This window comes from Leifsonia sp. C5G2 (genome assembly GCF_013359685.1).
In the GTDB taxonomy this organism is placed as follows: Bacteria; Actinomycetota; Actinomycetes; order Actinomycetales; family Microbacteriaceae; genus Leifsonia.
Genome location: NZ_JABFMV010000006.1, coordinates 1 through 22,458, shown reverse-complemented (window position 1 = coordinate 22,458; position 22,458 = coordinate 1). Strand labels below are relative to the sequence as shown.

Annotated in this window: 15 protein-coding genes; 11 read left to right on the top strand and 4 right to left on the bottom strand. The window is 70.5% G+C overall.

Features of this window, described 5'->3' with window-relative positions; all coding sequences use genetic code 11:
• Window positions 1-3: 3 nt before the first annotated feature.
• The 6 genes from HNO83_RS09545 (at window position 4) to HNO83_RS09520 (ending at window position 12,672) form a co-directional block, all read left to right on the top strand.
• A complete protein-coding gene (locus HNO83_RS09545; RefSeq protein WP_175337304.1) occupies window positions 4-1,431 on the top strand; it encodes a serine/threonine-protein kinase in 1,428 nt (475 codons plus the stop codon).
• Complete coding sequence (locus HNO83_RS09540; protein ID WP_175337303.1) at window positions 1,428-7,352, top strand: Ig-like domain-containing protein; 5,925 nt, start codon at window positions 1,428-1,430, stop codon at window positions 7,350-7,352. Before HNO83_RS09545 ends, HNO83_RS09540 begins: the two co-directional genes overlap by 4 nt.
• Window positions 7,353-7,449: 97 nt before the next feature.
• The gene (locus tag HNO83_RS09535) at window positions 7,450-8,421 is read left to right on the top strand and encodes an AAA family ATPase (RefSeq protein WP_175337302.1); all 972 of its coding nucleotides are present in this window, start codon (window positions 7,450-7,452) and stop codon (window positions 8,419-8,421) included.
• Window positions 8,418-9,758 carry a DUF58 domain-containing protein gene (locus HNO83_RS20760; RefSeq protein WP_175337301.1) on the top strand — a complete coding sequence of 447 codons (1,341 nt, stop codon included), beginning with the start codon at window positions 8,418-8,420 and terminating at the stop codon, window positions 9,756-9,758. The genes HNO83_RS09535 and HNO83_RS20760 overlap by 4 nt, the downstream gene beginning before the upstream one ends.
• Window positions 9,758-12,067 carry a transglutaminase TgpA family protein gene (locus tag HNO83_RS09525; protein ID WP_175337300.1) on the top strand — a complete coding sequence of 770 codons (2,310 nt, stop codon included), beginning with the start codon at window positions 9,758-9,760 and terminating at the stop codon, window positions 12,065-12,067. Before HNO83_RS20760 ends, HNO83_RS09525 begins: the two co-directional genes overlap by 1 nt.
• Entirely contained in the window at window positions 12,064-12,672 is a 609-nt protein-coding gene (locus HNO83_RS09520) for a zinc-ribbon domain-containing protein (RefSeq protein ID WP_175337299.1), read from the top strand. The genes HNO83_RS09525 and HNO83_RS09520 overlap by 4 nt, the downstream gene beginning before the upstream one ends.
• Before the next feature lie 101 nt (window positions 12,673-12,773).
• Here HNO83_RS09520 and ald read toward each other — a convergent pair whose 3' ends face one another.
• Window positions 12,774-13,889 (bottom strand): alanine dehydrogenase, encoded by a 1,116-nt coding sequence (gene ald, locus HNO83_RS09515; protein ID WP_175337298.1) that lies wholly within the window; start codon window positions 13,887-13,889, stop codon window positions 12,774-12,776.
• 384 nt (window positions 13,890-14,273) lie between these two features.
• Here ald and HNO83_RS09510 point away from each other — a divergent pair, with 384 nt between their 5' ends.
• From HNO83_RS09510 to HNO83_RS09495, 4 genes are read left to right on the top strand one after another with little or no spacing between them, the layout of a single operon-like run.
• Window positions 14,274-15,488 carry an ABC transporter substrate-binding protein gene (locus HNO83_RS09510; RefSeq protein WP_175337297.1) on the top strand — a complete coding sequence of 405 codons (1,215 nt, stop codon included), beginning with the start codon at window positions 14,274-14,276 and terminating at the stop codon, window positions 15,486-15,488.
• Window positions 15,488-16,687: an ABC transporter ATP-binding protein gene (locus HNO83_RS09505; RefSeq protein ID WP_175337296.1), complete on the top strand. Its 1,200-nt coding sequence runs from the start codon at window positions 15,488-15,490 to the stop codon at window positions 16,685-16,687. The genes HNO83_RS09510 and HNO83_RS09505 overlap by 1 nt, the downstream gene beginning before the upstream one ends.
• A complete protein-coding gene (locus HNO83_RS09500; RefSeq protein ID WP_175337295.1) occupies window positions 16,687-17,607 on the top strand; it encodes an ABC transporter permease in 921 nt (306 codons plus the stop codon). The genes HNO83_RS09505 and HNO83_RS09500 overlap by 1 nt, the downstream gene beginning before the upstream one ends.
• Window positions 17,608-17,612: 5 nt before the next feature.
• Window positions 17,613-18,470, top strand: a complete 858-nt coding sequence (locus HNO83_RS09495; RefSeq protein WP_502708431.1) for an ABC transporter permease — start codon at window positions 17,613-17,615, stop codon at window positions 18,468-18,470.
• A gap of 108 nt (window positions 18,471-18,578) precedes the next feature.
• Here HNO83_RS09495 and HNO83_RS09490 read toward each other — a convergent pair whose 3' ends face one another.
• Genes HNO83_RS09490 through gabT form a run of 3 tightly spaced genes read right to left on the bottom strand, consistent with a single transcriptional unit; the run spans window position 18,579 to window position 21,811 of the window.
• Window positions 18,579-19,427, bottom strand: coding sequence for a DUF3800 domain-containing protein (locus HNO83_RS09490; protein ID WP_283810082.1), 849 nt, complete (start codon window positions 19,425-19,427; stop codon window positions 18,579-18,581).
• Window positions 19,428-19,439: 12 nt separating this feature from the next.
• Window positions 19,440-20,435 (bottom strand): asparaginase, encoded by a 996-nt coding sequence (locus HNO83_RS09485; protein WP_349627117.1) that lies wholly within the window; start codon window positions 20,433-20,435, stop codon window positions 19,440-19,442.
• A 14-nt stretch (window positions 20,436-20,449) separates the two neighbouring features.
• Window positions 20,450-21,811 (bottom strand): 4-aminobutyrate--2-oxoglutarate transaminase, encoded by a 1,362-nt coding sequence (gene gabT / locus HNO83_RS09480; protein ID WP_175337292.1) that lies wholly within the window; start codon window positions 21,809-21,811, stop codon window positions 20,450-20,452.
• A 37-nt stretch (window positions 21,812-21,848) separates the two neighbouring features.
• On the opposite strand from gabT, the gene HNO83_RS09475 reads away from it, so the two are divergent.
• Window positions 21,849-22,322, top strand: coding sequence for an OsmC family protein (locus tag HNO83_RS09475; protein ID WP_175337291.1), 474 nt, complete (start codon window positions 21,849-21,851; stop codon window positions 22,320-22,322).
• Window positions 22,323-22,458 lie beyond the last annotated feature (136 nt).

The window sequence follows — 22,458 nt, the reverse complement described above, 5'->3', positions numbered from 1 at the left end:
CCGATGGCCCGGCGTCTGCCATCCCAGCCGCCCAACCTCCCCGGTTTCTCGTACGTCCGGGTGCTCGGTTCGGGCGGTTTCGCCGACGTGTTCCTGTACGAACAGAACATGCCCCGCCGCCAGGTCGCCGTCAAGGTCATGCTGGCCGAAGTCGTCACCAGCCAGGTGAAGCAGATGTTCCAGGCCGAGGCCAACCTCATGGCGCAGCTGAGCACGCATCCGTCGATTCTGACCGTGTACCAGGCCAGCGTCTCCTCCGACGGGCGGCCCTACCTCGTGATGGAGCTGTGCTCCGCCGCGATCGGGCAGCGCTACCGTTCGGAGCCGCTGTCGGTGCCGGAGGTGCTCGGCATCGGGGTGCGCATCGCCAGCGCCGTCGAGACCGCGCACCGCGCCGGGGTGCTGCACCGCGACATCAAGCCCTCCAACATCCTGAGCACGGCCTACGGCCATCCGGTGCTGAGCGACTTCGGCATCGCCGCCACCCTCAGCGAGGCGGATGTGACGGAGGCGATCGGACTCTCCATCCCGTGGTCGGCGCCGGAGGTGCTCCTCGACGAGACGAGCGGCACCATCGCGAGCGAGGTGTGGTCGCTCGGGGCGACCATCTACTCCCTGCTGGCCGGACGATCGCCGTTCGAGGTGCCGGGCAAGGAGAACACCTCCGCCGAGCTCATCCAGCGCATCACCAAGGGCCGCCCGCTGCCGATCGGCCGCGCCGACGTCCCGCCGCGGCTCGAGCAGGTGCTGCTGAAGTCGATGTCGCGCAAGCCGTCGCAGCGGCAGCGCAGCGCGCTGGAGTTCATCCGCGAGCTGCAGGCGGTGGAGGCCGAGCTCGGCCTGCCGCAGACGCCGATCGAAGTCGCGATGGACGACTGGGCGCTGGCGACCGCCGGTGACCCCGAGGACCGCACGCGGGTGAAGGGCGTCGTCGCCGTCGATCCCGGCGAGCGCCGCCGTCGCCGCCGTGCCGTCCCGGCGTCCGCGACCGTCACGAGGGCGCCGACGCGCACGGTGGTACGCGAGACCGGAGGCAGCTCCCCGTCGAACCAGGCCGCGCCGGCCAGGACCTCGCGCGCGCTCGTGGTCTCGCTGATCGCCTGCGCAGCGCTCGTGGTCGTCCTCGCCGTGACGGCGTCCATCGTCCTGGTGCGGGCAGGCGCGAACTCCGACATCCCCACCGTCCGCGACCTCAGCGGCCGGGTCGCCGGGAGCACCATCGTCTTCAGCTGGAGCGATCCGGGCCTCCAGGACGGCGACACCTACCAGGTGGCGGTCGACGAGCAGCCGCCGGCCAGCCAGCACGCGACCGAGTTCCGGGTGGATGCGAAGCCCGGCCAGACCGTGTGCGTCACGGTCACCGTCAACCGCGACGGGAAGCCGGGGACGCCGAGCGGCCAGAAGTGCGTCGAGAGGACGGACGGGACGTGAGCCGCCTGGCCACTCTCGGCGCCTGGCTCGCCGCCCACAAGTCGGTGGCGGCGACGGCCGTGAGCGGGACGGCGGTGGCCGCCCTGGTGACCACGCTGGCGGTGGTCTCGGGCGGGTACAGCGCGCAGCACCTGCAGCTGAACGACGCCGCGGTGTGGGTGGCGAGCGACGCGAAGAAGTCGCTCGGCCGTGCCAACACCGAGATCGACCGCCTCAACTCGGTTGTCGCCGGCACCGGCGAGGCGCTCGATGTGGTCCAGGACGGCGAGGACGTCCTCTTGGTCGACCGCGAGGCGAACACCGTCGCGGTGGTCGACCCGGCCAAAGCCGAGGCGGGCAAGTCGGTCGCGCTGCCGCCGCGCGCCCCGCAGGTGTCGCTGGCCGGAGGGCACGTCGCCCTGCTGTCGCAGACGACCGGCCAGCTCTGGCTCACCACGGTCGGCCAGCTCGACCAGTTCAACTCCGGTTCGGCCGCCACGATCGATCTGGGCGGCCGGGCCGTGTCGGCGATGGATCCCTCCGGCATCCTGTTCGCCTACCAGCCGGCGACCCGCACGGTGGTGCGCGTCGACCTGGATGCGGCGGAGCCGTCGACCACGACGCAGAAGGTGGGGACGCGGGGCGACGGGGCAGCGGTCTCCCTCACCTCGGTCGCGGGTCACTGGGCGCTGCTCGACCCGGACCAGCGCACGGTGTGGATCGACGGACGCGCGGTCGCGCTCTCCGCCCTGCTGCCCGAAGGGTCCGACCCCGTGCTGCAGCAGCCGTCGGCGCACGGCGACGCGGCCTGGATCTCCTCGACCGCCGGACTCGTGCGCGTGCCGCTCGACGGGGGCAAGGCGAAGAGGGCTGCGACGGGCACGGGGACGGCCGCCGCCCCGGTGACGGTGGCGGGCTGCACCTACGCGGCCTGGTCGGACGGCACCGCCTGGCGCTCGTGCGCGGCGGACGGGTCGGGGGAGAGGTCGACTCTGAAGGACGTGCCCTCCGGCGCGACGCTCGGCTTCCGCGCGAACGGCGACCGGGTCGTGCTCAACGACGGGCGCTCCGGCGTCTCCTGGGCGGTGCAGAGCGGCAACGCCCGGATCGACAACTGGGACGAGCTGGTCTCCAAGAAGACGACGAAGGAGTTGGTCGACCAGACCAAGCAGGACACCGCGCCGCAGTACGAGAAGCAGGAGCAGCCGCCCGTCGCCGTCGACGACGCGTTCGGCGCCCGGCCGGGGCGGGTGACGCCGCTCCCGGTGCTGCTCAACGACTACGACCCGAACGGCGACGTGCTCACGATCGACTCGTTCACGGCCATCCCGGCGACGCAGGGCACGCTGGAGCTGACCAACTCCGACCAGCAGCTGCAGATCTCGCTGCCCGACACCGCGAGCGGCTCGATCGCGTTCGACTACACCATCTCCGACGGCCGCGGCGGCACCGCGACGGCGCACGTCGTGGTGACCGTGCGCTCGCCCTCCGAGAACTCGCCTCCCGTCTGCGTGCGGAACGCCAAGGCCGTCGTGCAGACCGGCGGCCGGGTCTCGTCGACGGTGCTGGGCGACTGCTACGACCCGGACGGCGACTCGTTCTACCTGGCGGGGGCGTCGGTTCCCGCGCCCGACTCCGTCACCTTCACCCCGCAGGGCCAGGTCGCGTACTCCGATCACGGCGACGGCGCCGCGGTGAAGGATGTGGCGCTCACGCTCTCCGACGGCCGCGCCGAATCGGCCGGCCTTCTCGCCGTCACCGTGCGGCCCCCGGGCCAGGTGCCGATCATCGCCGACCCGTTCGCCGTGGTGGCCTACCAGGGCCAGGAGGTGACCGTCTCGCCGCTCGACCATGTGCGCGGCGGCAACGGCACCGTCCGGCTGAGCACCGTCCCGTCGAAGGCGGATGCGACGATCACCCCCGACTACCAGGGCGGCACCTTCCGCTTCGAGTCCGACCAGCCCGGGACGCACAACATCGAGTACTCCGCCACCGACGGCGTCGTCACGGCGACGGGAATCGTCCGCGTGGAGGTGAAGGCGCCGCCCGGGGCGAAGACCGCGCCCATCGCGGTTCCTCACACGGCGTTCATCCGGGAGCAGTCGACGCAGGACGTCAACGTGCTCTCCACCGACATCGACCCCTCCGGAGGGGTGCTCCTCGTCACCGGGGTGACCGAGCCGGAGCCGGCCACGGGGGTGCGCGTGCAGGTGCTGCAGCAGCGCACCCTCCGGGTCACGCTCAGCCGGCCCCTCGACGGTCCGGTCGACTTCCACTACAGGCTGAGCAACGGCCTGGCCGACACCGTGGGCACGGTGACCGTCGTTCAGCTGCCGCCGCTGACCGTCCACCAGCCGCCGATCGCCGCGCCGGACAGCGTCTCGGTGCGCGTGCACGACGTGGTCGACATCCCGGTGCTCGCCAACGATGTGCAGCCCGACGGCGACAAGCTCACCCTCGACCCCACGCTCGCCACCCCGCTCCCGAGCGGAGCGGGCCTGCTGTTCGCGAGCGGCGACCACCTGCGGTACCTGGCTCCGGGCAGACCGGGCAACTACACCGCCGCCTACAAGGTCTACGGCGCCGACGGGCAGTGGGCGACGGCCGAGGTGACCATCGCCGTGCGCGAGCGCGACGCCGCCACCAACAACCCGCCCGTCCCGAAGACGGTGACCGCACGCGTCCTGGCCGGCGACACGGTCCGGATCACGATCCCGCTGTCGGGCATCGACCCGGACGGCGACTCCGTGCAGTTCATCGGTCAGGAGACGAACCCGCAGAAGGGTGCGGTGATCGCCTCCGGCCCCGACTGGATGGACTTCCAGGCCGGCGACTACGCCGCGGGCACCGACACCTTCACCTACGCCGTGGTCGACGCGCTCGGCGCACGGGCGACCGGGACCGTCCGCGTCGGCATCGCGTCGCGCGTCGAGGGCGCCCGCAATCCGGTGGCGGTCGAGGACGACGTGACGACGCGGCCGGGACGGACGCTCAGCGTCCAGGTGCTCGCCAACGACAGCGACCCGGACGGCAGCCCGCTGACCGTGACGGCGGTGTCGTCTCTCGACGGCAAAGCGAAGGCGAAGGTGAGCGGACCACTGGTCGTGGTGACCGCGCCGAAGACCGAGGGCGCGTACGGGTTCCTGTACACGATCCAGAACGAGCGCGGCGGCACGAGTCAGGCGTTCCTTCGGCTGACGGTCGACGACAAGGCGCCGCCGGCGCGTCCGGTGGTCTCCGACACCACGCTCGGATTGTCCGACATCCTCGGCAAGGACCACGTCGATGTCAACGTGCTCGCCAACGTCTTCTTCGCGGACGGCCCCGTCTCGACCCTCAAGCTCTCGCTGGTTCCCGGCTACACCAGCGACGCCCAGGTCACGGCTTCGAAGCGCGTCCGGATCGCGATCGGCGCCAAGAGCCAGATCGTCCCGTTCAAGGTCGCCAACCCGGAGGACGAGTCGGTCGTCGCCTACGGTTTCGTGCACGTCCCCGGATACGACGACGCCCTCCCGCAGCTGAAGCGCGGCGCACCCAAGCTCAGCGTCGTGAGCGAGAAGACCCTCACCATCCACCTGAACGACTACATCGTCGCGGTCGGCGGCCGCAAGGTCCGGCTCACCGACGCCGCGACCGTGCGCGCCACGCACGCGAACGGCGACGACCTGGTCGCCGGTTCCGACACGCTGCAGTTCACGTCGTCCCCGCGGTACTTCGGCCCCGCGTCGATCTCGTTCCAGGTGACCGACGGCTCGAGTGCGACCGACCCGAACGGCAACGTCGCCACGATCGTGCTCCCGATCGACGTCACACCGCGCGAGAACCAGCCGCCGGTGTTCACCGGGGCGCTGATCGACTTCGAGCCCGGCCAGACGAAGACCATCGACCTCACGAAGGTGACGAAGTACCCGTACGCCAAGGACCAGGGCGAGCTGGTGTACTCCATCCAGGACCCGCGCCCGGCCGGTGTGAGCGCCTCCCTCGACGGGCAGAAGCTCACCCTGACCGTCGCGACCGGGACGCAGAAGGGCTCGCATCCGTCGCTGTCCATCGGGGTGAAGGATGCGGTGAACGTCGGCCAGGCGGGGCGCATCGACATCTCGGTGGTGCCCTCGACGCGGCCGCTCGCGAGCCCGCAGCCGGACCGCGTCATCGCCCCGCGCGGCCAGACCACCAGCGTCGATGTGCTCGCGAACGACAGCGCGACCAATCCGTTCCCCGACAAGCCGCTGCGCGTCCTCGCCGTCCGCGGACTGGGCAGCGGCCTTCCGGACGGCGTGAGCATCACCCCGAGCGCCGACAACTCGCGGCTGCAGATCTCGGTGTCTCCGACCGCGGCGGCGGCGGATGCCACCCTGCAGTACGAGGTGGCGGATGCGACCGGCGACCCCGACCGGTACACCTGGGGCACGGTGACCGTGTCGGTGCAGGACCGGCCTGCTCCCGTGTCCAACGTCCAGATCGGCAGCATCGGCGACCGCAGCCTGACGGTGAGCTGGATCCCCGGTGCGTTCAACAACTCGCCGATCACCGGTTTCGAGGTGACCATGGCGGACGCGGCCACCGGCGCGGTACTGTCCACGACCCCGTGCGCCACCACGACCTGTGCCATCGCCACCCCCGGCAACGGGCCGTCGAACGCCGTGACCCTCAGCGTCCGGGCCAGGAACGCCCTCGGGCTCTCCGACCCGACGGCGTACGTCGAACCGGTGTGGTCCGACGTCATCCCGAACGCCCCGACCGGTCTCTCCGCGGCACCCCTCGACCACGGTCTGCGCATCTCCTGGACGAAGCCCGCGGATGCGCCGGGGGCGAGCCCGATCACCTCGTACGTGGTGTCCGTCGGCGGCGTGACGAATGCGCTCCAGGTCTCCGGCTCCGACGCGGTCGGCACCGGCTACGCGCTCAACATCACTGACGCGGGGATCGCGAACGGCTCGAGCATCGGCTTCACGGTCTCCTCGCGCAACGAGTTCTACCAGGGCCGCACCACCTGGAACCAGAGCCAGGGGAGCGGTGTGCCCGCGGGAGCCCCCACGACGACGGGCGTCGCTCCCGTCGCCACCCCGGACACGACCAACGGAACCAGCGTGACGCTCAGCTGGTCGAACGTCTTCGGCGACAACGGCAAGGCCATCAGCACCTACTACGCCGGCGTGTTCCAGGGCGGCGGGGTCCCGGGATGCTCGGTGTCGGGCGTCGAGACCGGGAACCCGACGAAGAGCGTCGACCCGCGCCTGAACCCGGTGCAGGGCGGGAGCACGGTCTTCGACGGACTGAGCCCGAACCAGAGCTACAACTTCGTCGTCTACGCCTACAACGGGCAGGGCTGCACAGCCGCCGCCGTGGTCAGCGCGACGCCGCGGCAGGCGCCGGGCCAGATCGACCAGAACAGCATCTCCGTGGGCAAGCTGCAGCAGGACGGCACCACCTGGGACTTCCCGGTCTCGCTGTCGTACCGGGCCGGCGGCGGGTCGAACCCGCAGATCGACTACCGGCTGGTGGCGAAGAACGGCGGCGCGATCCTCGACACCGGAACGCTGAACGGAACCTCCGGCGTCCTCGACGGCACCGGCGCGAACCACTACGGCGTCGACATGACGGTCCAGTTCACGCGCATCTGCGAGGGATACCCGGACGGCTCGCGCCTCTGCTCGACGCAGTCGGCGAGCGCATCGCTCGGAGTCGCCGTGAACACCGCGATCGGCGGGGGCCGCTACGACCCCGCCAGCCACGTCTTCACCTGGACCAGCTGGCCGACCGGCGACTACACCGCCGTCACCTACTCGTGCGACGGGACGACCCAGCTGCCGATGCCGGCGGCCGGGCAGACCGCCTCCTGCACCGCTCCGGCGAACGACCAGAACCCGATCCTGACGATCCGGGTCGTCTCCGGCGGCGACACGTATCCCCAGCAGTACCCGGGATCGAGCCTGCAGTGATCCCCGGACGCCATACTGAGTGTTGCCGCATCCCGCGGCACGCATCCCTTCCCCCGCGGCCAGAGAAGCCGCGCCCCGCACCGAAAGAGGCCGGAGCATGACGATGACCCCCGAGCAGGCCGGCTGGTTCTCCGGAGTGTTCGAGCGCCTCGTCGGGAACATCGACCGGGTGCTCCTCGGCAAGACCCACGTGATCCGGCTCGCCCTGACCGCGCTGTTCAGCGAGGGCCACCTTCTGCTCGAGGACTACCCCGGGACGGGCAAGACCTCGCTCGCCCGCGCGATCGCGGAGAGCGTGCGCGGCACGACCAACCGCGTCCAGTTCACCCCCGACCTGCTTCCGGGCGACATCACCGGCGTCAACATCTACGACCAGCGCTCCGGCGCGTTCGAGTTCCACCGCGGCCCGGTGTTCGCCAACATCGTGCTCGCCGACGAGATCAACCGCGCCAGCCCGAAGACCCAGTCCGCGCTGCTGGAGGTCATGGAGGAGCAGCAGGTCACCGTCGACGGCGTGCGGCACTCGGTCGGCGCCCCGTTCATGGTGATCGCGACGCAGAACCCGATCGAGCAGGCGGGCACCTACCGGCTCCCCGAGGCGCAGCTCGACCGCTTCCTGATGAAGGCGTCGATCGGCTACCCCGACCACGAGGCGACGCTGCGCATCCTGGAGGGATCGGAGCGGAAGGCGCACGAAGTCGTGGTGCCCGAGGTCATCTCCGCGGCCACCGTCGTCGAGATGGCGACCATCGCGCGCGGCGTCCACGTCGATCCCACCATCAACGACTACGTCTCCCGCCTGGTGGAGGCCAGCCGCACCGCCGACGAGATCCGGCTCGGCGTCAGCGTCCGCGGCGCCCTCGCCCTGCTGCGCGCGGCGAAGACGCTGGCCGCCGCCTCCGGCCGCTACTACGTCACGCCCGACGACGTGAAGGCCCTGGCCGAGCCGGTGCTCGCCCACCGCCTCGTGCTCGACCCGGAGGCCGAGTTCGAGGGCGTCAGCGCATCCAGCATCGTCGGCCAGCTGCTCATCGAGACCCCGCCGCCGAGCGATCGGGCCGCCGTGTGACCACCGTCACCCGTTCGCAGACCGAGCTCACCAACGCGCGCGCCCGCATCGTCGGCGAGCGCGAAGGGTTCCTCGCCGACGCGATCGTGTGGATCGTGCGCACCTCCGCCACCGCCGGGCGCACGGTCGCGGCGGTCGCGCGGCGCGTGAGCGGCGTGGTCACGGCCCTCGGCTGGTCCGTGCTGCTGCTCGCCGTGCTCGCGCTCACCGCCGGTTACGTCTGGGGCTGGGTCGAGTCGGTCGTCGCCGGCTGGGCGGCGGTCGCCCTCCTGGTCGTCGCGTCCGGCTATCTGATCGGGAGGACCGCCTACGACGTGGGGCTGTCGCTCCCGGCCAACCGGGTGGTGGTCGGCGACCGCGCACCGGGGGAGGTCGCCATCCGGAACCCGCTGCGCCGCCGCCTGCCCGGCGTGCGCGTCGAGGTGCCGGTCGGCGCGGGCCTCGCCGAGTTCGCCGCGCCGTCGCTCGGGGCGGGGGAGGAGCACTCGGACGTCTTCGTCGTGCCGGCGACCCGCCGCGGGATCGTGCCGATCGGACCGGTGCGCACCGTGCGCGCGGACCCGATCGGGCTGCTGCGGCGCGAGATGGTCTGGGCCGACTCGCTCGACCTGTTCGTGCACCCGCGCATCATCGCCATCCCGAGCATGAGCACCGGCTTCGTGCGCGACCTGGAGGGATCGCCGACGCGCGACCTGACCTCCAGCGACATTGCGTTCCACGCTCTGCGGGAGTACGTGCCGGGCGACGAGCGCCGCTACATCCACTGGAAGTCGACCGCCAAGACCGGCAGCTACATGGTGCGCCAGTTCGAGGAGACCCGGCGCAGCCACCTCCTCGTCGCCCTCAGCCTGTCGGAGGCGGACTACGCCACCGAGGAGGAGTTCGAGCTCGCGGTGAGCGCGACCGGCTCGCTCGGCGTCCGCGCGATGCACGACTCGCGCACGGTGTCGGTCGTGGCGAGCGCGGAGACGCCCGACTTCGCCAAGCGGATGGTGTTCAGCGCCCGCCGACTCAGCACCGTCAACCGGGGCCGGCTGCTCGACGACCTGTCCGGCGTGGAGCTGTCGGATGCTGCGCTGCGCCTCCCGGAGCTCGCGCAGGTGGCGTCCGAGGACTCGGCAGGCACCTCCATCGCCTTCCTCGTCTGCGGGTCGACGCTGTCCGCGTCGCAGCTGCGGGCGGCGGCCGCGCACTTCCCGCTCGGCGTGGACGTGGTCGCGATCGTGTGCGACGAGGGCGCCGTCCCGTCCCTGCGCCGCGTCGCCGACCTCAGCGTGCTCACCATCGGCTACCTCGAGGACCTGCAGCGCAGCCTCGCGAAACGGCTGGCGACCTGATGCCCGCCCGCCGCTCCGCCTCCGCGCTCGTCGACGTCGTCTTCGCCCTCGCGGCCGTCGGGCTCGGCGCGTGGTCTTTCTGGCCGGTCTACCAGTCGCCGGCGTTCGTCCTCATGCTGGTCGTCACGCTCCTGGCGGGCACGGCGATCGCCGTCGCGGGATGGGCGTTCCGGCTGCCCAGCATCCTGGTCGCCGGCCTCGTCGTGGTCGCCTACCTGGCGCTGGGGGTGCAGCTCGCCGTGCCGACCGGGGCGGTGGCTGGCGGGCTCCTGCCGTCATGGACGGGCTTCGTCGACCTGGTCCGGGGCACCTGGCTCAGCTGGAAGCAACTGGTGACGATCAGCGTCCCGGTCGGGTCGTACCAGGCCCTGCTGGTGCCCGCGTTCCTGCTCGTGCTGCTCGCGACCGTGGTGACCGTCACGACCGCGCTCCGGTCGTCGCGGCCGGAGCTCGCCGCGATCCCGCCGGTGCTGCTCCTCGTCGCGGGCATCCTGCTCGGGCCGTCCGTCGCCTCCGTGCCGCTCGCCCTGCTGCTCGCGCTGTTCGCGGTGCTGATGGCGTGGCTGATCCGCTTCCGGCTGCAGCGGAGGTCCGCCGCCGTGCGCACGCTCCGCGAGCAGAGCGGCCTGCTGGTCGAGTCCCGGAGCGAGCGCCGCTCCACCGCCCTGCTGACCACCGCCGGCGCCGCGGTGATGCTGGTGACCGCCTCCGCGGCGGGCATCGCGGCCGCCGCGCTCCTCCCGCCGGCGACCGACCGCCAGGTCGTGCGCACGGCGGTCGCGCAGCCGTTCGACCCGCGGGACTACCCGAGCCCGCTCAGCGGGTTCCGGTCGTACCTGCAGCCGGCCAGGGCGGACGAGCCGATGATCACGGTCGAGGGGCTGCCCGCCGACCGCCGGGTCCGGATCGCGACGCTCGACACCTACGACGGCGTCACCTACGCGGTCGGCAGCGGAGACGTGACCAGCGCGTCCGGCTCGTTCACGCGCGTCCCGTACCGCATCGACCAGAGCGGCGTGGACGGCAAGCCGGTGAGCATGAGCGTGGTGGTCCGCGGCTACCGGGGTCCCTGGCTCCCGGGCAGCGGCCAGCTGGAACAGCTGGCGTTCAGCGGACGCAATGCCGCCGACCTCTCCGGCTCGTTCTACTACAACGACGTCACCGGGACGGGCGCGGTCACCTCGCCGCTGCGCAGCGGGGACGCGTACACGGCCGAGTCGGTGGTGAAGCCGCTGCTGACCGCATCCCAGCTCGAGAAGGTGCAGCCCGGCACCGACTCGGTCCCGCGGCCGTCGGTGATCCCGGACGAGCTGCAGTCCGTTCTGCAGAAGTACACGGCAGGGGTCTCGGGCGCGGGTGCGAAGCTCGCCGCCGCCCTGCGCGGGCTGGCGCAGGACGGCTACATCAGCCACGGCGTCGGGCCGGACGAGCCGGCCAGCCGCTCCGGGCACGGCGCCGACCGGATCACGGAGCTGCTGACCGACGTCCCGATGCTGGGCGACCAGGAGCAGTACGCCGTCACGGCGGCGCTCATGGCCCGGCAGCTCGGCTTCCCGGCACGTGTCGTGGTCGGCTTCGCCGCCCCGAAGGACGTCACCGGCTCGGCCGTGACCTTCGTCGGCTCCGACATCTCGGCCTGGATCGAGGTGCAGACGAACACCGGCTGGGTGACGGTCGACCCCACGCCGCCGCTGCGCCCGGTCCCGCCGAAGCAGCCGGACCAGCCGACCCAGATCTCCCGCCCGCAGACCAACGTGCAGCCGCCCGTGGACGACAACCCGCAGCGCAACGACGAGCCGCCGCAGGCGCAGGTCGACCCGTCGAACCAGCCGCGGCCGAATCCGGTGCTGGAGACGCTGCTCGCGATCCTGGTCGCCGTCGGGTGGATGCTGCTCGTCCTGGCCCTGCTCGTCTCGCCGTTCCTCGCGGTGCTGGCGGCGAAGTGGCGCCGCCGCACCCTGCGGCGCTCCGCCTCCACGGCGCGCGAGCGCATCGTCGGCGGCTGGCGGGAGTTCGCCGACGCCGCCGTCGACCACGGCTACGACCCGCCGCCCGCGGCGACCCGCGTCGAGTTCGCCGGCACGATCGGCGGCTCCCGCGCGCACGCGCTCGCCAGCGTCGCCGACCGTGCCACCTTCAGCGGCCTGGCGCCGACCCCGGCCGAGGCGGACTCGGTCTGGAAGGCGGTCGACGACCTGCGCTCGCAGCTCGCGAAGCGCGACACGCGGTGGAAGCGGCTGCTCGCGGCCGTCTCCCTGCGATCCCTCGGCTACCGTGGAAGACGCAAGGGAACCAGGAGGGATCGATGATCTGTCGCGTCTGCGGTGCGGAACTCGCCGAGGGCACCCTGTTCTGCCCGATGTGCGGCAGCTCGGTCACCTCGTCGCGCCTGCGGCCGCCGGAGGTCGCGGACCCGCGGCCGTCCGACACCTCGATCATCTCCCCGTCGCTCGCCGAGCGTCCGCCCGCGCCCGCGGTCGCCGGGCGGTTCCCGGACGACGTGCTCCTCGACGAGGACGGCCTGCCGCCGACGCAGGCCATGACGATCGTGCCCGTGGAGCAGGCGCCGCCGGCGCATCCCCCGGTGCAGCACCGCTACACGCTCAGCTTCTCGACCGGGGACGTGGTGGAGGTGTCCGGCTCCGGGCTCGTCGGCCGGCGACCGATCACGCAGCCGGGGGAGCACGTCGACCAGCTCGTCGTCGTCTCCGACCCGACCCGCAGCGTCTCCAAGACGCACCTCGAGTTCGGCCTGGAGGGCGACGAGCTCTGGATCTGCGACCGCTACTCCGGCAACGGCACGATCGCGCACCCGCTCGGCGGCGTCCCGCGTCAGTGCGAGGCCGGCCGCCGCTACCGCGTCACCCGCGGCACCCGTGTCGAGATCGGCGACCAGTGGTTCGACGTCTCCTGACCTCCTCCTGACCCCCTTCACAAGCCAACAGCTCCGGAGTTGTTCGACCGATCGACGGCGTGTCGGGTCGAAGAACTCCGGAGCTGATTGCCTGCGGCGGGTCAGGCGAGGGCGGTGGCGATGGAGGTCGCGTCGAGGTTGTGGGCCGAGGCGACGCCCTCGTTGGTGACGGCGCCCGCGTGGACGTTGAGGCCGAGAGCCAGACTCGCGTCGGCCCGCAGCGCCTCCCGCCAGCCGCGGTTCGCGATCGCCCGCGCGTAGGGGAGGGTCGCGTTCGTCAGCGCGTAGGTCGAGGTGTGCGGCACCGCGCCCGGCATGTTGGCCACGCAGTAGAAGACCGACTGGTGCACCGTGAAGGTGGGGTCGGCGTGCGTCGTCGGGTGGGAGTCCTCGAAGCAGCCGCCCTGGTCCACCGCGATGTCGACGAGGACGCTGCCCGCCTTCATCCGCGACACCAGCTCGTTGGTGACCAGCTTCGGCGCCTTCGCACCGGGCACGAGCACCGAGCCGATGACGAGGTCGGAGGCGACGACCGCCTTGTCGATCTCGAAGCTGTTCGAGGCGATCGTCTTGATGCGCCCGGCGTACAGAGCGTCGAGCTCGCGCAGGCGCTGGATGTTGGTGTCGAGCACGGTGACCTCGGCGCCGAGGCCGACCGCGACCGAGATCGCGTTCGTGCCGGCCACGCCGCCGCCCAGCACGGTGACGACTGCCGGGTGGGTGCCGGGGACGCCCGGGACGAGCAGGCCCGGTCCGCCGTTGGGCTTCAGCATGGTGTTGGCGCCGACGATCGGCGCGAGCCGGCCGGCGACCTCGCTCATCGGCGCGAGCAGCGGAAGCGCCCGGGTCGGCAGCTGCACGGTCTCGTAGGCGATCGCCGTCACGCCGCTGTCGATGAGCGCGCGCGTGAGCGCCTCGTCGGCGGCCAGGTGCAGGTACGTGAAGAGCACGAGCCCCTCGCGGAAGTAGCCGTACTCGCTCTCGATCGGCTCCTTCACCTTCAGGATGAGCTCGCCGGCCGCCCAGGTGGCCGCCGCGTCGGGGAGGATGGTGGCCCCCGCACCGGCGTAGAGCTCGTCGGGGATCGACGACCCGACGCCCGCGCCCGTCTCGACGTAGACCTCGTGCCCGGCGCCGACCAGGTCGTGCACACCGGCCGGCGTGATCGCCACCCGGAACTCGTTGTTCTTGATCTCGCGGGGGATCGCGACCTTCATGGGGCTCCTTCGACACTCGACATGGTGGTTCGGTCTCACCATAGCGGGCTTCACGGAGGATTTCGACTGAAATGCACGCATTCGGATGCTGATTTCGCGGACCGGGGTGGGATCGGCGGAGGATTTCCGCAGCTGGCCATGCCCGAAGTGCGCGACCTCGTCCCGGGTCTGTCGCAGAACGCCCAGTCTGCGGTTTCCCGGCCGTTTCGACCGATTCGGCACGGATTTCGTAAAGATTGTGTTTCCAAATGGACGATCCGGCCACATTCTGATGCGGATCGCCACGGTTCTGTGTCAGGATCGGGTCCACCGCGACGGCACGAGGACGTGCCGCCGAAGCGCCGTCGCCCGTGGTCCGTGTTCGATCCCCCAAGGAGCACCACAGTGAAACCGAGCAACCTTCCGCAAGACCCGATGATCCGCCGGATCGTGCAGTCCTCGCGGGCGTCCCAGCTGACGCGCCGCGGCCTCCTCGCGGGAGCGGGGGCCGGCGCAGCCGCGCTGGCGCTGGCCGCCTGTTCGACCGGCGGAGCGTCCAACAAACCGACCCCCGCGAAGGACCAGTCGGCCACGGACAAGTCGATGACCTGGGCCAACTGGCAGGCCTACCTCGACCAGGACGACAACGGCAAGTACCCGACGCTCGAGGCGTTCCAGAAGCAGTCGGGTATCAAGGTCAAGTACGACGTCGCCGTCGACGACAACAACACCTACTACGCCAAGGTCAAGGACCAGCTGGCGCTCGGCAAGGACATCGGCGCCGACACCGTCTGCCTCACCGACTGGATGATCGCCCGCTGGATCCGGCTCGGCTACGTGCAGACGTTCGACGAGGCGAAGATCCCGAACAAGAAGAACCTCGTCTCCAACCTGCAGGACGTCGACTTCGACCCGGGCCGCAAGAAGTCCCTGCCGTGGCAGAGCGGCTTCGCCGGCATCTGCTGGAACAAGGAGAAGCTGCCGAAGGGCCTCAAGTCGATCGACGACCTGTGGAGCTCCGACCTGAAGGGCAAGGTCGGCGTCCTCAGCGAGATGCGGGACACCATGGGGCTGATCATGATGCAGCAGGGCGTCGACATCTCCAAGGACTTCAGCGACGACGACTTCAACAAGGCCATCGACACCCTGACCAAGCACGTCAGCGACGGGCAGATCCGCAACATCAAGGGCAACTCGTACCTCAACGACCTCAAGTCGGGCGACACGCTCGCCGCGATCTGCTGGTCGGGCGACATCACCCAGTTGAACGCGGAGGCCGGCGACAACTGGCAGTTCGCCATCCCGGAGGCCGGCGGCACTCTCTGGAGCGACAACTTCGTCATCCCGATCGGCTCGTCGCAGAAGGCGAACGCCGAGAAGCTGATCGACTACTACTACCAGCCCGAGGTCGCGGCCGAGGTGGCGGCGTGGGTCAACTACATCACGCCGGTGCAGGGTGCGAAGGAGGAGGCGGCGAAGATCGACCCGAAGCTGGCCGACAACCAGCTGATCTTCCCCGACGAGTCGACGCTGTCGAAGGTGAAGGTGTTCCGCACGCTGAAGCCCGCCGAGGAGCAGAAGTACCAGGCGGCGTTCCAGAAAGTGATCCTGGGGGCCTGATGGCCAAGGGAGTATTCGCCGAGTCCGGCGCCGACCTGCAGCTCGACGGCATCAAGAAGCGGTTCCCGGGATTCACCGCGATCGAGCACCTCGACCTGACCATCCCGGCCGGATCCTTCTTCGCCCTGCTCGGCCCGAGCGGCTGCGGCAAGACCACGACCCTGCGCCTGGTCGCGGGGCTGGAGGAGCCGACCGAGGGCCGCATCCTGATCGGCGGTCAGGACGTCACGCGCACGAAGACGTACCAGCGTCCGGTGAACACCGTGTTCCAGAGCTACGCGCTCTTCCCGCACATGACCATCCTCGAGAACGTCGCCTTCGGGCTGCGCCGCCGGAAGATCGGCGACCCGGTCGGCAAGGCGCACGAGGCCCTCCGGCTGGTCGAGCTCGACCACCTTGCGGCACGGAGGCCGGCGCAGCTGTCCGGTGGCCAACAGCAGCGCGTGGCGCTCGCCCGCGCGATCGTCAACCGGCCGGCGCTCCTGCTGCTCGACGAGCCGCTCGGCGCGCTCGACCTGAAGCTGAGGCGGCAGATGCAGCTGGAGCTGAAGTCCATCCAGACCGAGGTCGGGCTCACCTTCGTGCACGTCACGCACGACCAGGAGGAGGCCATGACCATGGCCGACACCGTCGCCGTGATGAACAAGGGCCGGATCGAGCAGATGGGTTCGCCCGAGGTGCTCTACGAGCTGCCGTCGACGGTGTTCGTGGCGAACTTCCTCGGCCAGTCGAACCTGTTCGCCGGTCCCGTGCAGGAGATCGGCTCGGAGACGCTCGGCGTGGATGTCGGCGGCAACCGCATCCAGGTGCCGCGGTCGCGCGCGCAGCGCACCAGCGGGTACGTGACGGTCGGCGTCCGCCCCGAGAAGCTGACGCTGCACGCGTCGCCGGAGACCATCCCGTCCGGGGCGAACTCGCTCGGGCCTGGCCGGGTGACCGACGTCTCGTTCAGCGGTGTGAGCACGCAGTACCTGGTCGACATCCCGGGCGTCGGCACGATCGTCGTCTTCGCGCAGAACCTGGCCAGCGGCCCGGTCGCCCAGCTGGGCGACGAGGTGTGGGTGGCGTGGGACGCGGCGCACACGTTCGTGCTCGCCGACGAGCCCCCCGCCGACGGCCGGTTCGTCGACGACGCCGACACCCAGGCGATCGCCGCGCAGGCCCGGGAGCGGATGCTGTCGGAGCTGGAGGAGGCGTAATGGCCCTCGCCGCGTTCACCGGGGCGCCGCCGACGCAGGACCAGGAGCCCGCGGTCCGCCGCAAGAGCGGCATCGCGCTCGTCCTCCTGCTGCCCGGCGTGCTCTACCTCGTCCTGTTCTTCCTCACGCCGCTGGTCTCGCTGATCATCACGTCGTTCCAGGCGCCCGTCGTGGACGGGGACATCGGCCAGTACCAGACCGCGTTCCAGTGGCAGAACTACACCGACTCGATCGCCGAGTACTGGCCGCAGATCCTGCGCTCGTTCGGGTACGCGCTGATCGCCACCGCCGCGGCGCTGCTGATCAGCTACCCGCTGGCGTACTTCATCGGCGTGAAGATGCGGGGCCGGCCGCTGGCGCAGAACCTGCTGATGACCCTGGTCATCGCGCCTTTCTTCATCAGCTTCCTGCTGCGGACGCTGGCGTGGAAGGCGATCCTCAGCGACGACGGCTGGGTGGCCAGCTCGCTGAAGGCGATCTCGGTCCTCCCGCCGGACGCCCACATCACCGGGACGCCGTTCTCGGTGATCTTCGGTCTCACGTACAACTTCATCCCGTTCATGTGCCTCCCGCTGTACTCGACCCTGGAGCGGCTGGACACGCGCCTGCTGGAGGCGGGCCAGGACCTGTACGCGAGCCCGTGGACGACGTTCCGCAAGGTGACCGTGCCGCTCTCGATGCCGGGCATCGTCTCCGGGACGCTGCTCACGTTCATCCCGGCGGCCGGCGACTACATCAACGCCTCGCAGGATTTCCTGGGAGCGGCCGACACCTCGATGATGGGCAACGTCATCGAGAGCAACTTCCTCGTGCTGCAGAACTACCCGACGGCGGCGGCGATGTCGGTCATCCTGATGGCCGTCATCCTCGTGATCGTCGGTGTGTACGTGCGCCGGAGCGGGACGGAGGACCTGCTGTGACCGCCATGATGACCGAGCCGGGCGCGGTGCCCGGCGCCGCACCCGTCGCGCCCGGGCGTCCGGCCCCGCGGCGGAGGTTCAAGGGGCTGGGACTCGGGGTCTACGCGTTCCTCGCGCTCGCGTTCCTGCTCATCCCGATCGTCTACACGTTCGTGTTCTCATTCAACGACGCGATCAAGAACAACATCGCGTGGCGCGGCTTCACCCTGCGCAACTGGACGAACGTGTGCGACGCGGCCGGCATCTGCGACGCGTTCATGGCGAGCATCATCATCGGAATCGTGTCGACGGTGGTCGCGACGGTGCTCGGCACGATGATCGCGATCGCCCTGATGCGCTACCGGTTCCGGCTGCGGTCGCAGACCAGCCTGCTGCTGTTCCTCCCGATGGCGAGCCCGGAGGTCGTGCTCGGCGCCGGCCTCGCGGCCCAGTTCCTCAGCCTGGGCGTGAACAAGGGCTTCGGGACGATCATCATCGCCCACGTGATGTTCTGCATCAGCTTCGTGGTCGTGACGGTGAAGGCGCGGGTGGCCTCGCTCGACCCGGCGCTGGAGGAGGCGGGGCGCGACCTGTACGGGTCGCCGAACGCGGTGTTCTGGCGCATCACGTTCCCGCTGCTGCTGCCCGGCATCCTGTCGGCGGCGCTGCTGTCGTTCTCGCTCAGCTTCGACGACTTCATCATCACGAACTTCAACGCCGGAGCGGTGACCACGTTCCCGATGTACATCTACATCGCGGCGAGCCGCGGCATCCCGGCGCAGGCGAACGTGATCGCGAGCGCGGTCTTCATCCTCACCATCCTCGTGGTGCTGATCTCGCAGCTGACCGCCGCCGCCCGCGCCAAGCGTCTCGCCCGCCAGTAGCCCACCACCGTCGAGTTCCCCTGATCTCGTCTGCTACGCTTCAGGGGCCGGCGCAAGCATCGGCCTTCTGGAATCCGGTGGGCCTTGCACTTGCGCCGGCTTCTCGTTCTACAGCGCAGGCACAGGAGCCGACTTCGGGTGGACGGCAAAACCGCCGCCGAGGATTCTGCCGGTCGACCAGTTCATTGCCAGGCACGAACGGATCTGCTCCCACAGGTAACACGCCTCGGGCGGAGGGCTGTTTCGCTTCATGCATTCGGCTGTCGTGTAGGCGACGATATCGGCGAGCTGAATGATCTCTCGGTCCCATGAACTGAGATCGGTATCCACCCATAGCGGCTTGTCGAGCACCAGATTGAAGTTGGGCTTGAGAGGAAATGCCTCACGACTCGCATGAAGACCACCACTTCGGAAGAACGCCTCGTGCTGTGTCTGCTGATCTGCAACCACGATCGCGGCATCGCCGGCGTACAGTTTTTCCATGGTGAGGGCGATGCGCTGGTGAATGTAGGCGTACGCGGCGCCCAACGGATGGGTCGTCGATTTCCGGGAGATGAGTTCGCGCTTATCTACGGCCACAGTGAAGATCAAAGGGCGATACTTCGTGAACACGAGGCCAAGGTCCGTGATCAGACCGTCCACCTTCGCCCGCGAGTCGAGTCGCTGATAGCTCGCAGGGCTTGCGAGGACATTGCCTGAGGCGACGCTCCGCGTGGCGCGAAAGAGGAACCGACCTTTGATCTCGCTCGCGTTCCAGGGCTCGTCTGCGACGGACTCGCCGAAGTGCTTGCGCTTGATGTCGAAAAGCGCCTCCGCAAGGGGCTTCCGGGACGTATCCCGCACGCCGACGGCAGAGAGAATGAAGAACTCGCTCGTGCCCGCCTTCAGAACAGCCGGTTCTGACTTGGCAGTCGTCATCGAGTGGTCACCGTATTCGTCGGCGTAGAATATCAGCATGCGAGCAGGGGGTCAGGCGTAGGAGGCTCGGATGGCGCCGACGGGGGCGCCGCGGCCGAGGACGGCCAGGTCGAGCTTCGGAGCCACGGCGTCGACGTCGTCGTGCGTCAGCGCGCCGGCGTCGGCGAGCAGGCGCAGGGCGACGATGGACGCGGCCCGGAGGCTGCCGTCGAGCACCTTCAGCGTCACGGTGGTGCCGTCGGGCGCCGCCATGACCATGACGCCCTCGGCACCGCCCTTGGCGAAGACGCCGAGTTCATCGATCACGACCGTATTCGCGCGTCCGGGACCGTCGATCGCCCAGCCGTCGGCCAGCACCGCGTTCTTCAGCAGCGCGGCGTTGCGGAACAGCGCGAACGGGGAGCCGTCGGATGCCGTGGCGATCCGCTGGACACCGCGCGCGAGCGCCAACAGAGACATCGCGTGCACGGGGGCGCCGCAGCCGTCGACGCCGGTCGCGACGACCTTCTCGCCGGTGAGCCGCTCGACCGTGTCCCGGATGTGCTGCTGCATCGGGTGCGACGGGTCGAGGTAGCTCTCGGTCGGCCAGCCGTTGACCCGGCAGGCGAGGAGCATCGCGGCGTGCTTGCCCGAGCAGTTCATGTACACGGGGTGCTTGTGCTCGCCCGCGCGGACCAGGTCGTCACGCGCGGCCGTGTCGAGCGGCCAGTCGGCGGGGCAGCGGAGGGCGTCATCCGTCAGCTGGGCCTGGGCCAGGAGCTTGCGCACCACCGAGAGGTGCGCGGGCGTCCCGGCATGGCTGGCGGTCGCGAGCACGGCGCTCGCGCCCTCGAGCGGCACGCCCGCGCCCATGACAGCGACCGCCTGGAACGGCTTCATGCTCGACCGCGGGAACACCGGCCGCTCCGGCGCGCCCAGGGTGCGGAGGACGTCGCCCTCCGGCCCGAGCACGACCGCGGAGCCCGCGTGGCGCGACTCGACGAAGCCGCTGCGCTCGACCACCGCGAGCTCCACCGACTCGTCGACGGAGAACACCTGGGCCGTCACGGCGTCCTCCCCGCTCACAGGGCGGCGATGGCGTCGTCGATCACCGACACGGCGTCGGCGATCAGGGCGTCGGAGACCGCGAGGCTCGGGAGGAAGCGGAGCACGTTGCCCCAGGTGCCGGCGTTGAGGAAGAGGATGCCCTGCTGTGCCGCCGCAGCGACGATCGCGTTGACCGCCTCCGGGTTCGGCTCCTTCGTCGTCTGCGCGGTGCCGGGCTTCACGAGCTCGACGGCGATCATCGCACCGACGCCGCGGACGTCGCCGATGATGTCGTACTTCTCCTGCAGCTTCTCGAGCGCCGGCTTGAGCGCCTTCTCGATGCGGCGGCCCTCCGCGAGGAGGTCGTTGCGCTCGATGGTCTCGAAGACGGCGATCGCGGCAGCGGCGGCGACGGGGTTGCCGCCGAAGGTGCCGCCGAGCCCGCCGGGCTGGGCGGCATCCATGATCTCGGCGCGGCCGGTGACCGCGGCGAGCGGCAGGCCGCCGGCGATGCCCTTGGCGCTGAGCACCAGGTCGGGCACGACGCCGAAGTGCTCGCTGGCGTAGAACGCGCCGGTGCGCGCCATGCCGCTCTGGATCTCGTCGGCGATGAAGACGACGCCGTTGGCCGTGCACCACTCCTGCAGTGCGGCCAGGTACCCCTCCGCCGGGACGATGAAACCGCCCTCGCCCTGGATCGGCTCGGCGACGAGGCAGGCCAGATCGGACGCGCCGACGACCTTCTCCAGGTACGCGATGGTCCGTGCCGCCGCCTCGGCGCCGGTGAGGCCGTCGCGGTACGGGTAGGAGTTGGGGGCGTGGTAGACGTCGCCGGCGAACGGGCCGAAGCCGGTCGCGTACGGCATGGCCTTGTAGTTCATCGCCATCGTGAGGTTGGTGCGGCCGTGGTAGGCGTGGTCGAGCACCGCGACGGCGCGACGGCCGGTGAACTTGCGGGCGATCTTGACGCCGTTCTCGACGGCCTCCGCGCCGGAGTTGACCAGCACGGTCTTCTTGGCGTGGTCGCCGGGGGTGTGCTCCGCGAGCAGCTCCGCGACCCGCACGTACTCCTCGTACGGCGTGATGGTGAAGAGGGTGTGGATGACGTCCTGCAGCTGACCGGCCGCGGCCTCCACGACCGCCGTCTCGGTGTGGCCGACCGTGGTCACGCCGATGCCCGCGCCGAAGTCGACGAACTGGTTGCCGTCCACATCCACCAGGATCGCGCCGTTCGCCTTGGCGATGTACACGGGCAGGGCCGAGGAGACGCCGGTCGGGATGACCGCCAGGCGTCGCTGGTGCAGCTCCTGCGACTTGGGGCCGGGGACGGCGGTGACGATGCGGCGTTCTTGTGGAACGGAGAAGACGGGCGCGGGGGTGCTCACGGTGTCAGTCATGGTGATCCGAGTCTAACCGGGGTGCGAGAATCGGAGCATGAAGCTCGAGCACGCGTACGCGATCGACCTGCAGTGGACCGGCAACCGCGGAGAGGGCACGAGCGGGTACAAGGCGTATGGCCGCGACCACGTCGTGAGCGCCGAGGGCAAGCATCCCATCGAGGGGTCGGCCGACCGCGTGTTCTTCGGCGACCGCGACCGCTGGAACCCGGAGGAGCTGCTGCTGGCCGCGCTCGCGCAGTGCCACATGCTCAGCTACCTGGCCGAGGCGGCCCGGGCGGGCCTCGTGGTGGTCGGCTACACGGATGCGGCCACCGGCACCATGGAGCAGACCGGAAACGGGGGAGGCCACTTCACCGAGGCGACCCTGCGCCCGCGGGTCACGCTCGCCGACCCCGCCCAGCGCGAGCTCGCCGAGTCCCTCCACGCACCGGCCGCCGAGAAGTGCTTCATCGCCGCGAGCGTCAACTTCCCCGTGCGCCACGCCCCCGAGACGCTCACCCTCGCCTGACCCTCCGCCTCAGCCAACAGCTCCTGAGTTCTTCCACCCTTCACCGGCGTGTCGGGTCGAAGAACTCAGGAGCTGTTGGCTTGGGTGGCGGGTCAGGCGCAGCCGAGGCGCGGGGTGGCGGCGGAGGGTGCCGCGG

Excerpts from the sequence above, each read along its gene's own strand:
- HNO83_RS09490 (WP_283810082.1), bottom strand. The coding sequence starts at position 19,427 with ATGCTGATATTCTACGCCGACGAATACGGTGACCACTCGATGACGACT.
- HNO83_RS09495 (WP_502708431.1), top strand. The coding sequence starts at position 17,613 with ATGATGACCGAGCCGGGCGCGGTGCCCGGCGCCGCACCCGTCGCGCCC.
- HNO83_RS09520 (WP_175337299.1), top strand. The coding sequence starts at position 12,064 with ATGATCTGTCGCGTCTGCGGTGCGGAACTCGCCGAGGGCACCCTGTTC.
- HNO83_RS09545 (WP_175337304.1), top strand. The coding sequence starts at position 4 with ATGGCCCGGCGTCTGCCATCCCAGCCGCCCAACCTCCCCGGTTTCTCG.
- HNO83_RS09505 (WP_175337296.1), top strand. The coding sequence starts at position 15,488 with ATGGCCAAGGGAGTATTCGCCGAGTCCGGCGCCGACCTGCAGCTCGAC.
- HNO83_RS09475 (WP_175337291.1), top strand. The coding sequence starts at position 21,849 with ATGAAGCTCGAGCACGCGTACGCGATCGACCTGCAGTGGACCGGCAAC.
- gabT (WP_175337292.1), bottom strand. The coding sequence starts at position 21,811 with ATGACTGACACCGTGAGCACCCCCGCGCCCGTCTTCTCCGTTCCACAA.
- HNO83_RS09500 (WP_175337295.1), top strand. The coding sequence starts at position 16,687 with ATGGCCCTCGCCGCGTTCACCGGGGCGCCGCCGACGCAGGACCAGGAG.
- HNO83_RS09535 (WP_175337302.1), top strand. The coding sequence starts at position 7,450 with ATGACGATGACCCCCGAGCAGGCCGGCTGGTTCTCCGGAGTGTTCGAG.
- HNO83_RS09525 (WP_175337300.1), top strand. The coding sequence starts at position 9,758 with ATGCCCGCCCGCCGCTCCGCCTCCGCGCTCGTCGACGTCGTCTTCGCC.
- ald (WP_175337298.1), bottom strand. The coding sequence starts at position 13,889 with ATGAAGGTCGCGATCCCCCGCGAGATCAAGAACAACGAGTTCCGGGTG.